The organism is Fibrella arboris (assembly GCF_041321095.1).
Taxonomy (GTDB): domain Bacteria; phylum Bacteroidota; class Bacteroidia; order Cytophagales; family Spirosomataceae; genus Fibrella; species Fibrella arboris.
The window spans coordinates 385,734-400,506 of record NZ_JBGGWE010000004.1 but is presented as its reverse complement, the minus strand read 5'-3'; the positions used below and the strand labels follow the sequence as shown (position 1 = coordinate 400,506).

The following is a 14,773-nucleotide window of genomic DNA, read 5'->3' as shown; positions in this document are numbered from 1 at the left end:
AGGCCAATACGCTCTGTTCTGGCCTTTTACGACAAGCTACATTAAGACATTTTAACAGCTGAAGTAGCTGGCGTGGCGTTGAATCGATTCAGCACCAGGGCAAACAACATGACAAGCAAACAGCCGATAACGTTAAGCCAAAGGAAAGCGAGCAGGTCGAAGTGGTAGCAGCCAATTACGATAGCTTCGGCCAGTAGAGCTGCCCAGAACGTAGCCCGTCCCCCCACTGATTTAAGGTAGAAAGCCACGCAAAAGATGCCTAGAATGACGCCGTAAAAAAGCGAGCCAAGCACGTTCACTATCTCGATCATGCTGCCGCCGATAAGGCTGGCAAACTGGGCCGTGATGATGCAGAAGACGCCCCAGCCCAGCGTTAGCCAGCGCGATAGGGTGACTTCGTTCATGGTCTGGTCAGCCACTGGTATAATCCGGTTGTATACATCGACCACCGATGTAGACGCCAGCGAGTTGTAGGCCGATGCAATAGACCCCATGGAAGCAATAAACAGCGCTGCAATGAGCAGGCCAATCAGGCCGTGGGGGAGGTGGTCTAACACAAACCGCAGGAACACGTAATTGACATCGTTGGTGTCGGCGGTCGGATTGTTACGTTGAACCAGCGTGGCCACCTCTTTCCGGACTTTGGTAATCTCACCATCGGCCATTCGTATTTTTTCACCGGCCTCATCAGCGGCAACGTCGTTGTCCGATCGAATGGCTACTTCCATACTGGCCACGGCTTCGCGCCGTTGGGCAGTCAGCGTCTGGTGCTTGCTATCGAGCAGTTGAAACTCCGATGCCAGGGGTCCTGACCGAAGGCGGTCTGTTTCCTGCTGGTTGAAGAATATGGGCGACTCGTTGAACTGGTAAAAAACAAAGACAAGCACCCCGACCAGCAGAATCAAAAATTGCATGGGTACTTTTAGTAACCCATTCATGAGTAGTCCAACCCGGCTCTGCGTAATCGACTGGCCCGTCAGGTACCGCCCCACCTGCGACTGATCGGTGCCGAAATAGGAGAGTTGTAAAAAGAAGCCGCCGATCAGACCCGACCAGAGGTTATAGCGATTTTGTAGATCGAACTTTGTGTCGATGAGGTTCAGGCGGCCCGCTTTACCGGCCACACGTAGCGCGTCGGTCAGCCCCATGTTCTCGGGTAATAAGCGTACAGTCAACCAGCCGGCAATGACCATTACCACCGTCACGATCAGCATTTGTGTCAGGTGAGTATGCGATATCGCCTTGGTGCCCCCCGTTACGGTATAGATCAGGACCAGGCCGCCCATGATCAGGTTCGTCAGGTAGATGTTCCAACCCAGAATGGTCGACAGGATAATAGCCGGGGCGTAGATAGACAACCCTGTCGATAAACCGCGCTGAAGCAGAAAGAGGCCGGCCGTTAATGAACGTACCCGGCCATCGAAGCGCTTCTCCAGAAACTCATAGGCGGTGTATACATTAAGTCGGGAAAATATGGGCACGAAGGTGATCGACAGCACGATCATGGCGAGTGGTAGTCCAAAATAGAACTGCACGAACCGCATACCATCGGCGAACCCCTGGCCTGGCGCCGATAAAAACGTTATGGCGCTGGCCTGCGTGGCCATGACCGATAACCCTACGTGGTACCAGGGAAGCGATTTCCCTGCCCGGGTGTACGCGTCGAAATCCTGCTGGCCCCGACTTCTGTACAGGCCATAGCCAATCAGGACAGTCAGCGTGCTGCCCAACACCCACCAATCCAGACTGCTCATGCGAACCAGCGCATTAGACCGTAAAAAAAGGCAATTTCGAGCAGCAAGGCGATCATGACCACTGCGTAGGCGCGTGACCAGGAGCCGAATAGGGGTGAGTCGGATGGGATGGGCATAGGAGTAACAATTGACGGTAAAGGTACACACGAACCGGTCAACTGACGAGCGCGGTGTTTTTACCAGTAACGCACAAATGGTGCCACCACTTACGTTTACTGTGGATTAGTAGGGTTATTAGGCAATTGTGATTCGTTAACTGGAGAATTCGATACCTGGGGTAGTAGTAGGCTGTATAGGGCTTTTGTGGGTCAGGAGTTGTCTGCCTAATTCAATCCACACTGACTCACTTACCAAATTCCTTACTTACCTTAATTACCCCAAAATCAATTACCAAAATATGACTGTTGCGGAATCTGAAAAGGCCGTTTTTGACCTAACCAATAAAGTTGCCATTATCACCGGGGCCAGTAAAGGCATTGGTGAAGACATGGCTCGTTTGTACGCTCGTTTTGGCGCTAAAGTCGTTGTGAGCAGTCGGAAACAGGATGCCTGCGATGCACTCGCAGCCGCTATCAAAGCGGCAGGTGGTGAGGCCACCGGCATTGCTGCGCACGTGGGCGATATGGCGCAATTGGGGCAACTGGTCGAAAAGACTATTGCTGTATACGGAGGCATCGATATCCTGGTCAACAATGCGGCCTCGAATCCGGTATTTGGCCCTTCGCTGGAGGCTGATGGAGCTGCTTTCGATAAGATCATGCAAGCCAACGTGAAAGCACCGTTCGAGCTTAGCAAACTGTGTTATCCCAGCATGAAAGCCCGTGGTGGTGGCAGTGTGATCATGGTGAGCAGCATAGCGGGGCACACGCCAGATCCCGGTTTGGGATTATACAGCGTCAGTAAAGCTGCGTTAAATATGCTGACCAAGGTGCTGGCGAAAGAGTGGGGCGCAGACGGTATTCGGGTAAACGCCATCTGTCCCGGCCTGATCAAGACCAAATTCAGTCAGGCACTCTGGCAGGACGACAAAACGCTGGCTCACTTCACCAAAAGGCTCCCTATCGCTCGAATGGGCACCACCGACGAAATAAGTCCGTTGGCGCTGTTCCTGGCCTCTTCGGCCTCTTCGTATTCTACCGGAAGCCTTTTTTACGCCGATGGCGGTACGGTAATTTAGACAACGGGCGAAAGAGTGAAAGAGTGGCTAACCAAACCTATACGCGTCAGCCACTCTTTCACTCTTTCATTCTTTCACTCTTTAAAAACCCCATTAACGCCTCCACGAATTCGGCGGGTTTTTCGGCCTGGACCCAGTGGCCTGCGTCTGCAATGGTTACCAGCTTCGCCTTTGGAAAGAGACGGAGAATAGCAGGCCAATCGCTATCGAGGATATAGGGTGACCGTTCCCCGCGGATAAACAAAGTAGGCTCAGTCACTGGGTGTGGGTTCGTCAGTTCTTCGCCCACGCCATGAATCTCACGACTAATGACCGGGAGATTCAGCCGCCAGGCGAACTGTGACGCACCGGCCACTTCTTCCCGATATAAATTTTTGAGCAGAAACTGCCGGACGGTTGGAGACGGTTCATAGGGCGTCAGGGCAGCATCGGCTTCGTTGCGGGTACGTATACCCGAGAGGTCGATCGAGGCCAACCCGCGCAGGATCTCACCGTGGTGAACCGGGTAGAATTTTGGTGCGATGTCAACGATGACCAGGTTTGAGAACGTACCTGGATACGTGAACACGTACTGCATCATGGTTTTGCCGCCCATCGAATGCCCGACTAAAACGGGTTTGTCCAGCTTCAGATCGGTGATTAGCTCGTGCATATCCGCCGCCATGTCAACATACGAAAAGTCGTCGCTACGAGGCGATTGACCGTGATTGCGCTGGTCGGGAAGGATGACGCGGTAGCCTTGTGCGGCGATTGTTTTGCTGATGGTCAGCCAGTTGTCTGACGAGCCGAAAATGCCGTGAACAATGATCAATGGGGTCGCAGCGGGGTCACCCACTTCGCGGTAATACAACTTCATAGCTCTTTAACCGCAAAGGCGCTAAGAAAATCGCAAAGGGTGCAAGATGTACATGGCTACTTTGGTAAAAAACCTTTTCCTATGACTAAGCGCCCTTTGCGCTTTCCTGGCGCCTTTGCGGTTGTCTTTTAGTTCACGTATACGACTTTTTCTTTCCTGGCGACCATCGTGCCGAATGACATCAGTTTGAAGCCGTTCTCTTTGGCCATGCGCTCAAACTCATCCATACAGTGCGGCTCTACGGCAATGAGTAAACCGCCTGACGTTTGTGGGTCGGCCAGTACATGTCGTTGCCGATCGGTAAGTTCGGCCATTTTATGCCCATAGCTATCCCAGTTACGGTGTGTGCCACCCGGAATGCTGTTCTGTGCCAGGTACGCATCGATCACGTCGAGTCTGGGTACGTCGTCGAAACGGATTTCGGCGCTTAAGCCACTGCCTTCGGCCATCTCGCTCAGGTGACCAAGCAGGCCAAAGCCAGTAACGTCAGTCAGGGCTTTTACATACGGAAGGTGGCCCAATAAGGCTCCGAACGAATTGAGTTGCGCCATCTGGCGGGGGGCAATGGCGGCATGTTCAGGTAGAAGGATGCCTTTCTTCTGAGCAGTGGTCAGAATACCGACGCCCAGCGGTTTGGTCAGGTACAGGGCGCAGCCTTCGGTGGCCGTATTATTCTGCTTCAGGTCGTTGATCCGTACCCGGCCTGTAACAGCCAGCCCAAATACGGGTTCGGGGCAGTCGATGCTGTGTCCACCCGCCAACGGGATACCAGCCTCTGCACAGATGGCGCGGCTGCCCGCAATCACTTCGCCGGCTACTTCGGGTGAGAGCTTATCGATGGGCCAGCCCAGAATAGCAATGGCCATAATGGGTTGCCCACCCATGGCATACACATCGCTGATGGCATTGGCCGATGCGATCCGGCCAAAATCGAAGGCATCATCAACAATTGGCATGAAGAAATCGGTGGTGCTGATAATGGCTTCGCCGTTGCCCAGGTCCATAACGGCGGCATCATCGCGTGCGTCGTTTCCAACCAGCAAGGTAGAAAATGACTGAGCTGGCGAGGCCGGTCCGCTGGCTTGCCCGTGCAGGATCCGGTCAAGGACTTTAGGGGCAATTTTGCAGCCGCAGCCAGCCCCGTGACTGTATTGAGTAAGCCTGACTGGCTCGGTAATAGTAGGTAGTGAAGTCATCGAAAAGCAGTAGTTAATCAAGTAAACTTAGGTAGTCGATTGCCTTTAAGGAGGCTTAACAAAACGATAATATTACACAACTAGGCTGATAGCCTGCTAAATATGGAGATTTTAAAGAAAAGTGCCATTAAATAAGCGAATTATAGCATTTTTTGTAGATAGGGCTCTTGGCGGTGCCAAAATCTTGTCTGACCTTTGCGGCCGGAAACATATCGTGTCCAACCGTATGAGCCTACTTACATTAACAATCAAACCAAACACTTCTATGTTTAAAAAGCTACTGCGCTTCCGGGCAGCTTTCCTACTGCTTGGCAGTATGTTGCTGACCGTGTTCCTCGGAGGCGAGGCTATGGCACAGGTAACAACTGGTGCCATTAACGGTATCGTTACCGATGCCAAGGGGGAGGGTCTTCCAGGGGCAACCGTGGTTGCTACCCACGAGCCTTCAGGCACCCGCTATGGAACAACCTGTAACGTATCTGGCCGTTACACGTTGCCGACAGTGCGGGTAGGTGGACCATATACCATCAAGGTAACATTCGTTGGCTATACTGAACAGACGACAAACAATGTATTTGTCAACCTGGGAACGGCCGCTGATGCCAATTTTAAATTAACGGATTCGGGCACTAGCCTGAACGAAATTGTAGTAACCACGAACCGGTCAGATATTTTCAGTTCAGACCGCACGGGTGCTGCCACGTCTTTCGGACGGGAAGCCATCAACACGACACCAACGATCGGCCGTACGATCAACGACATTACCAAATATAACCCATATGGTAATGGCCAGTCGTTTGCCGGTCAGGATAGCCGCTTTAACAACATCACTATTGACGGAGCTGTTTTCAATAACGGTTTCGGATTGGGCAGCTCAGCACAGGCAGGTGGCCGGACGGGTACTACCGCCGTATCACTCGACGCCCTTGACCAGGTTCAGGTAAACGTAGCCCCTTACGACGTTCGTCAGTCGGGCTTTACTGGTGCCGGGATCAATGCCGTTACTCGCTCAGGAACAAACGATTTCTCTGGTTCTGCCTACACGCTGTTCCGGTCTGATAAAGTATTGGGTAAAACAGTCGGCGGCGTTACCATTACGCCAACGCCTGTTCTGAGCGAAACGACCTATGGTTTCCGCCTGGGTGGTCCGATCATTAAAGACAAGCTGTTCTTCTTTGTGAACGGCGAGCAGTTCGATAGCAGCACTCCTGCTTTGACTTATTCGGTAAACCGGGGTATTGCCAACGCCAGCAACGTCTCTCGTATAACGCAGGCGGAAGTGGATGATCTGACACAGTTCATGCAGACGAACTTCAACCGGACGCTGGGGCCATTTGACGGGTTCAACAACCAGGTTAAGAGTAAGAAAGGCCTGGTTCGTCTTGACTATAACATCAACGATAATCACAAGTTGTCGGTACGGTATTCGCACCACGATTCGCAGTCAGACGTACCCATCAGCAACAGTAACAGTAGCAACACAGCAGGTAACGGAAACCGGACCAACTCAACGCTGGCGTTGTCGCCAGAAAGTTCGGGCTACATCATTGCTGACAATACTCGTTCGATAGCTGCTGAATTAACATCTACTCTGGGTAGCAAAATGTCTAATGACCTGATTGTTACCTACAACAAGCAGATCGAAGACCGGACTTATAAAACAGGTCTATTCCCAACGATTGATATCCTGAACGCGGCAGGCGGAAGCACGTTAACTTCGATCGGTTTCGATCCGTTTACGCCTAATAACAAGTTGAATTATTCGACATTTAATATCACGGATAACTTCAGCTATTACGCTGGCAAACATACCTTGACTGCTGGCGTGGTATACGAACACTTTACGTCGAACAACGTGTTCTTCCCATCGTCGAATGGCGTGTATGTTTACAACTCGATTGCTGATTTTAAAACCGCTGCTCTCGCGTCGATCACCAATCCAAACAGCACAACATCGCCCGTTGTTGTCAACCGGTACAATCTGCGCTATTCATTGGTGGACGGTGGTGCTGAACCATTACAGCGTCTGGATCGCGACCTGTATAGTGCTTACATTCAAGATGAATATCAGGCTACGCCAAACTTTAAATTGACAGTAGGTCTGCGTGGTGATCTGTATGCATACGATGACTCTAATGCTGCTTCCTTCAATAACCAGCGGGTAGCTGATCTAACCTTCCGCGATGAAAACGGTAGCCCTTACAAAATCACGACGGCCGCATTTCCTAAGCCTCGTCTGCTGTTCTCTCCCCGCGTTGGTTTTAACTGGGACGTGAAAGGCGACAAGACAACACAGGTTCGGGGTGGTAGTGGTTTGTTCGTATCGCGTATTCCAGAGGTGTTGATCTCGAACCAGTTGGGTAACAACGGCATCAATACGGCCGTGTTTAACCTGACAAACACGCGTGTTCCATTTGTTACAGACCCAAGCAAACTGCCTGCTGGTATCTTGCCCCCTCCTACAAGTGCCAGCAGCCTGACTGGTTATGCTATCAACGCATCGGATCAGGATTTGAAATACCCACAGATCTGGAAGACCAACATTGCCGTTGACCAGAAATTGCCCTGGGGGCTGGTTGGTACAGTTGAGTTCATCTACAATAAGGTGCTGAACGGTCTACGCTATATTGATGCTAACTTGGCAGCACCTAATAATACCCTTCCCGGTGCTAAATTCCCGGCTTTAGGTCTTACAGGTACAGCGGCTACCAATGCACGTTTCATCAACCCGACCATCGGTAACGCCTTTGTATTGAAGAACACAGATCAGGGTGACTCATACATTGCAACGGTGAAACTGGAGAAACCTGCCTCACATGGTTTTGGCGGGTTTGTTTCCTACACCTACGGTCAGGCACGAGATATCGCTTTCGTAGGCAGTACTGTACAAGCTAACGTACCTACAACGATTGGCCAGAACTACTTGCCACTGACGTATTCAGATAATGACTTGCGTCACCGCATTGTTGGTTTGCTGAATTACCGGTTAAACTACGGTGGTAAGATCGGTGGTTCATCAACGTTCACACTCGGCCTGGTATCGAACAGCGGTTCAAAAGTGTCGTATACTTACAACCAGGACGTAAACGGTGATGGCCAGACCACAAACGATCTGATCTTTGTGCCGAACAAAGCGTCTGATCTGACATTCCTGCCTCTGGTTGTAACCAATGCTGCTACGGCTACTACGCCAGCCTCTTCGGTGACGTACTCTCCAGAGCAGCAGCAGGCCGCTTTTGATTCATACATTGACGGTAACGACTACCTGAAAACACGTCGCGGCCAGTATGCGGAACGAAACGGCGGTGCTTTCCCCTGGTTGACTCGCGTAGACTTCACGTTCATTCAGGAGTTCTACATTGCAACAGGTGCGAAAGGCAAGCGTAATACGATCCAGTTACGGGCTGATATCCTGAACGTCGGTAACCTGATAAACGATTCGTGGGGTGTTGGTAACATTTCAACTACGTTCAACCCGCTTGCCGCCACAGTAGGTACAAACGGTGCACTTTCGTATCGTCTGGCCACTCAAGCGATTACAGATGGGGGAGTAGCAAAAACTGTTCTGTTGCGTGATTCGTATACGCCTAACGTATCTATCAACGCCGTATGGCAGGCTCAATTCGGTCTTCGTTACATCTTCAACTAAGGAGAGCAACGTACCTGGAATGCAACGAACCCCGGCCAACAGGTCGGGGTTCGTTGCGTATTAAACAACGCGTAAAACGTCCGTCCCGGCTTTATATCCCTGGACAATCAACTTGCCGATATCATCAGATGTGAACTTCTGCAGGTTCAGGCTAAGTGGCTCGGTGGGGCGAATGACGGTAAGGCTAAAGGCATGACCGCGCAGTTTTTCCCGGTCCACAAACCGTTCTGCCCAGGCAATGTCGTTGTTGACGATCTGGTTGACGGTAATATCTTTCACCCGCTCCATGAGGTTTAACAGGTTGCGGTGGTTGAACGATTCATTGAAGATCCGTTTGGCGTGACAGGCAATACACATAAGTTCGGTGGCGCCATCGTCGATCGCTTCCCGCAGGGGGGCTACTTCGCGGAGACCACCATCCAGAAAGGCCTTGCGGCGATCGTCGCCAATCTGTACCGCGGGCATCAGAAATGGTAAGGAACTGCTGGCGAAGACATAATCAAGGAAATAGTCGTCTTTGGGCGATACGTAGACCATATCGCCCTCAATAACGTTCACCGCGCCAACCTTCAGTTTGATCGGTCCCTGCTTCAAGACGTCGACGTCGATGTGTTGCCGTACCAGGTTGCGGAGTGGCGTGTTATCGAGAAAGCCATCAAACCGACTGAACAAGGTATTGTAACCTGTCAGTACGCGTGACCGGATAATGGCCACGTCGTCGGGTTTTGTGATGTGTTTAATCCAGAATTCGAGGAGCACACGACCTACTTTGGGCCAGTCAATGCGGCCTGTTTCGGCGTATTGACGATTGGCTTCGTGGACAAGGAAGGTGGCATTCAGGCTACCCACCGAGATGCCGTAAATAGCTTCTGGCTTGAACCCTTTTTCAAAAATAGCCGTAATGGCTCCGCACTGAAAAGCGCCCTTCAACGAACCCCCGCCCAGCACCAGGGTGCGGCCGCAGGAGGTAGGTAATGAGTCAGAATGTACTTCGGAAGCGGGAATAGTTGGTTGGTCAGGCATAAGTCGACTATAAATTCAGCGTAGCATAGCGGCGACCAGCTAAGTCTGGCCATTGCCCGAAGATTGTATTTTTTACGTACAGTTCGTCAATTCGTCGCTACTTTTGCTCACAACCTAACCAACGGCGTATCGCGGGCGACCACGAGCCCATAGAGTCGGGCCATCGCTGGGTGGCTCATAGTAAACCCAATGGCTATCACCATCGCCGACATTCAGGCTCCGATTGCTGCTGAAATGGATCGGTTCGAGCAGACATTCAAGGCCCTGATGAAAAGCGACGTCATGTTGCTTGACCAGATCACGACCTACATCGTTCGGCGAAAAGGCAAGCAGCTTCGTCCGATGTTCGTTTTCCTGACGGCAGGCGTTTGCGGCTCCATCAATGACTCCACCTATCGGGGGGCCGCGCTCATCGAGCTACTTCATACGGCCTCGCTGGTCCACGATGATGTGGTCGATGATTCTAATTATCGTCGTGGTTTCTTCTCCATCAACGCACTCTGGAAAAACAAGATTGCCGTACTCGTTGGCGATTACCTGCTGTCGCGTGGGCTATCCCTTTCCCTTGAAAACGGCGACTTCGACCTGTTAAGTATCGGCAATAGAGCCGTCCGTGATTTATCGGAAGGGGAATTGCTGCAACTCGAAAAAGCCCGGCGCCTCGATATCAACGAGTCGGTCTATTACGAAATCATCCGGCAGAAAACAGCGTCGCTCATCGCTGCCTGCTGCGCGATGGGTGCCCGCTCCGTGAACGCGTCGTCTGAGATGATTGAGACGGCCCGGCTATTCGGCGAAAAAGTGGGCATTGCTTTTCAAATTAAAGATGATCTCTTCGATTACGGGACGGCTGAAGTGGGCAAGCCGCTGGGCATCGATATCAAGGAGAAAAAGATGACATTGCCGCTGATCTACGCGTTGAACAAGGCTGGTCGAAGCGATAAGCGCCGGGTGATCAATATCATAAAGAACCATAGCGACGAACCCAGGCAGGTCAACGATGTCATCGCGTTTGTGAAAGAATCTGGCGGTATAGAATACGCTACCACAGCCATGCAACAGTATGTGCAGCAAGCGAAAGACCTGTTGTACAAACTCCCCGCGTCAACCTACCGCAACTCCCTCGAAGGGTTGATTCAATACACGATCGAACGGAGTAAATGATTGGTGAACAAGAACGCTGCTCAGGTACGTTCTGCAGCAGTGTTATCGGTCATTGATCTGGCTTCAGCGAGTTTCCACCAAGGCAGGTAGGGTTGGTTATGGTGCTCAAAATGATAGCCAAAAAAATAGCAGGAGACAAAGGCCCAAACGTGGTTCAGTCCCTGGCTTCGGGCGTTGTGCGGCGGGTTATCGTGATCGCCCCGATGTGGTAGGTACGTGCCAAAATAAAAGAGCTGGAACGTGCTGAGGATGGCTGGCAACATCCAGAAAACGATCAGGTTCTCCATTGGAAACCAGATCTTCAGAACGTTGTACGTCACGGCCATTGCCAGAATCTGCCAGATCGATACATAGCTTCGGGCAAAATCGACAAACCACAACACCATGTTGGCATTGCCACGGTGATAGTCGGGGTCGTGCTCGGTGGCTGCATGGCGATGGTGAAGCTGATGCCCGGCGGCGAGTCTGCTATACCAGTTAAAAGCAAACAAGAGCGTCGCCAGCCAGCCAATAGCATTGTTCAGGCGTTTGTTAGTGGGAGCTACCACCCCGTGGATAGCGTCGTGCGCGGTGATGAACACACCCGTGTAGAGGTGCGTTTGCAGCAGCACAAATAGATAAACCAACGGGTCGGCCCAGCTCAGCCCAACACCCGATATAACCGGCCTGGGGCTTTGGTAGGTCAGCAGAAACACAAGCAGGGCAAACCAGACCGAAAGAATGATCAAGGCAATCCAGACGCCCCTGTTGCCGATCTGAGCGGGGCTAAATGACAGTTCCTGCCGCATGAAACAAGCCAGTGGCCTAGTGATTGGATACTTAAGTCAACGGTAGCCGCACCCAATTTGTTCGTTACCTTTGTGCTCATCTATCGCTAGTTCCGACGCATTACTTCATGACGCGCCTTGCCTCCTCTGTACTCTTTATTACACTTTTCTGTTCATTCTCAGTCATTGGACAGTCGAAAAAAGCTACCAGCCCATCAGTTTCGCCAACGACAAGTCCTGGCAACTCAACCACTTCGGCCCGCCCTAAACTGGTGGTTGGTATTGTAGTCGACCAGATGCGGTATGACTATCTGTACCGGTACTACGACAAGTACAGTTCATTGGCTACTGGTGGAGGATTTCGTCGGCTGATGGAAGAGGGCTACAACTGCCGGAACAATCATTATCATTACGCAGCTACCTATACCGGCCCGGGCCATGCGGCTATTTATACGGGTTCTGCCCCCGCTTATAATGGCATTGTCGGCAATGAATTTTATGACCGTAAACTCGGCCGGATCATGTATTGCGCTGAAGACACCACGGTGCAGACCGTTGGTAACACGGGGGTTGCCGGCCAGATGTCGCCTCGCAATATGCTGGTTACTACCATTGGCGATCAGTTGAAGCTGGCAACCGACAATCGGGCAAAGGTTGTCGGGGTAGCCTTAAAAGATCGTGGCTCTATCTTACCTGCCGGTCATGCCGCCGATGCTGCCTACTGGTTTGATTCAAAAGATGGGAACTGGATCACCAGTACGTTTTACCGGAAAGACCTGCCTGCCTGGGTGCAGGCCTATAATAACCGGCGCTTGCCCGATCAGTTTTTACGGCAGAAATGGGAGCCATTACTGGCACTCGACAAGTACGTGGAAAGCACAGCCGATGACCAGGCCTATGAGGCCGCGTTGCCCGGGGAAACTAAATCGACCTTTCCGCATGAGTTTGTGGCCGTAAGTGGACAGAGCCGTTATGAGGTGCTGCGGGCAACGCCGTATGGCGATCAGCTAACCAAAGAATTTGCTTTGGCTGCCCTGGACGGTGAGCAACTCGGGAAAGACAACATCACCGATCTGCTGGCAGTCAGTTTTTCCTCTACCGATTATGTTGGTCATGCCTTCGGTACGCACGCCATAGAAACGGAAGATGAATACCTCCGGCTCGACTTGCAGTTGCAGGACTTTTTTAATCAGCTCGACGCCAAAGTGGGGAAAGGCGACTGGCTGGCCTTCCTGTCTGCCGACCACGGCGCGGCGGACATTCCGGCTTTCTCGCGATCGTACCGCATTCCTGCCGAGACAAAACCATATGGCGAAATTGGCGAATCCGTCAAAGCAGCCCTGACCAAAGCCTACGGGCCAGGGCAGTGGATGCTCAGCTATTTCAACCAGCAAATCTACCTGAATACCCCGCTGCTTGCGGAGAAGAAAATTCCTGTTCAGGAGGTATACGCCCTGCTCAATACTACGTTGCTGGCCCAGCGAGGGGTTATTAATGTGATCAACCTGCATGATCTGGCCAATACACCGTTGCCCGAAAATCAGATGACAATGCTTCGTAACGTGTATCATCCTAACCGGAGCGGCGATATCTACGTGATGCTCCAGGCCGGCTGGTTTGAAGGACGGAGTAAAGGGACAACACATGGCACAACGTACCCATACGATACGCACGTCCCCTTTCTGATCTATGGCTGGGGTGTGAAACCGGGACAGACGTTTCACCGCACGCAAATTGCCGACATTGCCCCCACAGTGTGTGCGCTGTTAGGCATTCTGGAGCCGAGCGGCTGTGTGGGCAACCCGGTTGAAGACGCGCTGAAATAAATGCTTCGTGGCTCTGCTCAGTGCGTTCTCTGGCAGCGCCATGATCATCCTTTACTGACAAAGGCCACTTCCTTAAAGGCAAAGTACCGCATGACACCATCTGACAGGATGCCAAGACGTCCGGTTTGGTCAAGGTCGGCAATGCTGCCTGTAAAAAGCTGTCCATCTGCCAGGTACGTATGTAGTTGCTGATACCGGTAAAGGTGTTGCAGGTACGTTGCCCGAAGCACTTGCCGATGGCCAGCGCGTAGCTGAAGATACCGTTTTTCGAGTTGCTCGACCAGTGCCGTTACTAACCCGGCTAAAGAGTAACCATCGGGAATAGGGGATTCCAGCAGCAGCGAGGTGGCGGTAGGAATGCTGAAGGCTGTCTGGTTCACGTTCAGGCCAATACCAATAATGGAATGGCCCAATACGTAACCCTGAAGCGTATTTTCGATGAGCACACCGCCTAACTTTCGGTCATCTACATACACGTCATTCGGCCATTTTATCGTTAACCCTGCAACCGTAATCAGCGGCGCAAGCGTATCCTGAATGGCGATAGAGACGGCCATGTTCAGCCAGAACTGTTCGGCCGCAGTCAGAAAGGCAGGCTTCAGGATCAGCGACAGAGTCAGGTTTTGTCCCGGCTGCGCTTCCCATTGATTGCCTCGCTGGCCACGTCCCTGTGTTTGCTGGTCAGTAACTATAATTGTTCCTTCAGCTACGTCTTCCTGCTCCAGGAGTTTAGCCGCTTCATCGTTTGTCGACTGACAGCTTGGCAGATAAACGATTTTTTGGCCAAGAAAGAGGGTTTTGGGATAAATTTTGTGCAATGATTGTTATGATTATAGATTAGTCAAATAATGTATGGTGCGTCGAAGCAGTCGCTTTACTAATTGGCAACGTACCCGCTACCTGTTTGCGCTCACAAGTTTACACGCAAAGCATGATTCAAAACGCTGTTTCAGCCAAACTAACTGAATTGACGACCGAACAACTCCGCGATCTGGTCGTGAAAGGAATGCAGGAGAAAAAAGCGCAGGACATTGTCGTGATGGACCTACGCCAGGTAAAAAATGCGATTACTGACTTCTTCGTCATCTGCTCTGGTAATTCAGATACACAGATTGACGCCATTGCTGGCTCAATTGAAGAAGAAATCTTGAAAGTAAGCCGGGTATTCCCAATGAACCGTGAGGGCAAAATGAACCGCGAGTGGATCCTGCTGGATTACGTGGACGTTGTTGTGCACGTCTTCAAAAAAGATCGTCGGGCTTTTTACGACCTTGAACAACTTTGGGGAGACGCTGAAATGACTTGGGTCGACAACGAATCTGATGTGTTTGTGCAGCGCTAGGCTGACAACGTTGGGTTGA

General features: G+C 51.6%; 11 protein-coding genes. 5 read left to right on the top strand and 6 right to left on the bottom strand.

Annotated elements, in window-relative coordinates:
* Positions 1 to 41: 41 nt before the first annotated feature.
* Entirely contained in the window at positions 42 to 1,754 is a 1,713-nt protein-coding gene (locus tag ACAW75_RS09265) for a sodium:solute symporter family protein (RefSeq protein ID WP_370728411.1), read from the bottom strand.
* A 397-nt stretch (positions 1,755 to 2,151) separates the two neighbouring features.
* Between ACAW75_RS09265 and ACAW75_RS09260 the strand changes: the two genes are divergently transcribed.
* Positions 2,152 to 2,931: a glucose 1-dehydrogenase gene (locus tag ACAW75_RS09260; protein ID WP_370728410.1), complete on the top strand. Its 780-nt coding sequence runs from the start codon at positions 2,152 to 2,154 to the stop codon at positions 2,929 to 2,931.
* 58 nt (positions 2,932 to 2,989) lie between these two features.
* Here ACAW75_RS09260 and ACAW75_RS09255 read toward each other — a convergent pair whose 3' ends face one another.
* Together ACAW75_RS09255 and selD are read right to left on the bottom strand one after the other, a co-directional pair.
* On the bottom strand, positions 2,990 to 3,787 hold the full coding sequence (locus tag ACAW75_RS09255) for an alpha/beta fold hydrolase (RefSeq protein ID WP_370728409.1): 798 nt from the start codon (positions 3,785 to 3,787) through the stop codon (positions 2,990 to 2,992).
* 128 nt (positions 3,788 to 3,915) lie between these two features.
* Entirely contained in the window at positions 3,916 to 4,965 is a 1,050-nt protein-coding gene (gene selD, locus ACAW75_RS09250; RefSeq protein ID WP_370728539.1) for a selenide, water dikinase SelD, read from the bottom strand.
* A gap of 283 nt (positions 4,966 to 5,248) precedes the next feature.
* On the opposite strand from selD, the gene ACAW75_RS09245 reads away from it, so the two are divergent.
* A complete protein-coding gene (locus tag ACAW75_RS09245; RefSeq protein ID WP_370728408.1) occupies positions 5,249 to 8,632 on the top strand; it encodes a TonB-dependent receptor in 3,384 nt (1,127 codons plus the stop codon).
* A gap of 60 nt (positions 8,633 to 8,692) precedes the next feature.
* On the opposite strand, the gene ACAW75_RS09240 is transcribed toward ACAW75_RS09245, so the two are convergent.
* Complete coding sequence (locus ACAW75_RS09240; RefSeq protein ID WP_370728407.1) at positions 8,693 to 9,655, bottom strand: patatin-like phospholipase family protein; 963 nt, start codon at positions 9,653 to 9,655, stop codon at positions 8,693 to 8,695.
* A 189-nt stretch (positions 9,656 to 9,844) separates the two neighbouring features.
* Here ACAW75_RS09240 and ACAW75_RS09235 point away from each other — a divergent pair, with 189 nt between their 5' ends.
* On the top strand, positions 9,845 to 10,819 hold the full coding sequence (locus tag ACAW75_RS09235) for a polyprenyl synthetase family protein (RefSeq protein WP_370728406.1): 975 nt from the start codon (positions 9,845 to 9,847) through the stop codon (positions 10,817 to 10,819).
* A 20-nt stretch (positions 10,820 to 10,839) separates the two neighbouring features.
* On the opposite strand, the gene ACAW75_RS09230 is transcribed toward ACAW75_RS09235, so the two are convergent.
* Complete coding sequence (locus ACAW75_RS09230) at positions 10,840 to 11,607, bottom strand: fatty acid desaturase (RefSeq protein WP_370728405.1); 768 nt, start codon at positions 11,605 to 11,607, stop codon at positions 10,840 to 10,842.
* Positions 11,608 to 11,714: 107 nt separating this feature from the next.
* On the opposite strand from ACAW75_RS09230, the gene pafA reads away from it, so the two are divergent.
* The gene (pafA, locus tag ACAW75_RS09225; RefSeq protein ID WP_370728404.1) at positions 11,715 to 13,412 is read left to right on the top strand and encodes an alkaline phosphatase PafA; all 1,698 of its coding nucleotides are present in this window, start codon (positions 11,715 to 11,717) and stop codon (positions 13,410 to 13,412) included.
* A gap of 44 nt (positions 13,413 to 13,456) precedes the next feature.
* Here pafA and ACAW75_RS09220 read toward each other — a convergent pair whose 3' ends face one another.
* A complete protein-coding gene (locus ACAW75_RS09220) occupies positions 13,457 to 14,230 on the bottom strand; it encodes a biotin--[acetyl-CoA-carboxylase] ligase (protein WP_370728403.1) in 774 nt (257 codons plus the stop codon).
* 113 nt (positions 14,231 to 14,343) lie between these two features.
* Here ACAW75_RS09220 and rsfS point away from each other — a divergent pair, with 113 nt between their 5' ends.
* Positions 14,344 to 14,754 (top strand): ribosome silencing factor, encoded by a 411-nt coding sequence (rsfS, locus tag ACAW75_RS09215; protein WP_370728402.1) that lies wholly within the window; start codon positions 14,344 to 14,346, stop codon positions 14,752 to 14,754.
* The last annotated feature ends 19 nt before the right edge of the window (positions 14,755 to 14,773 follow it).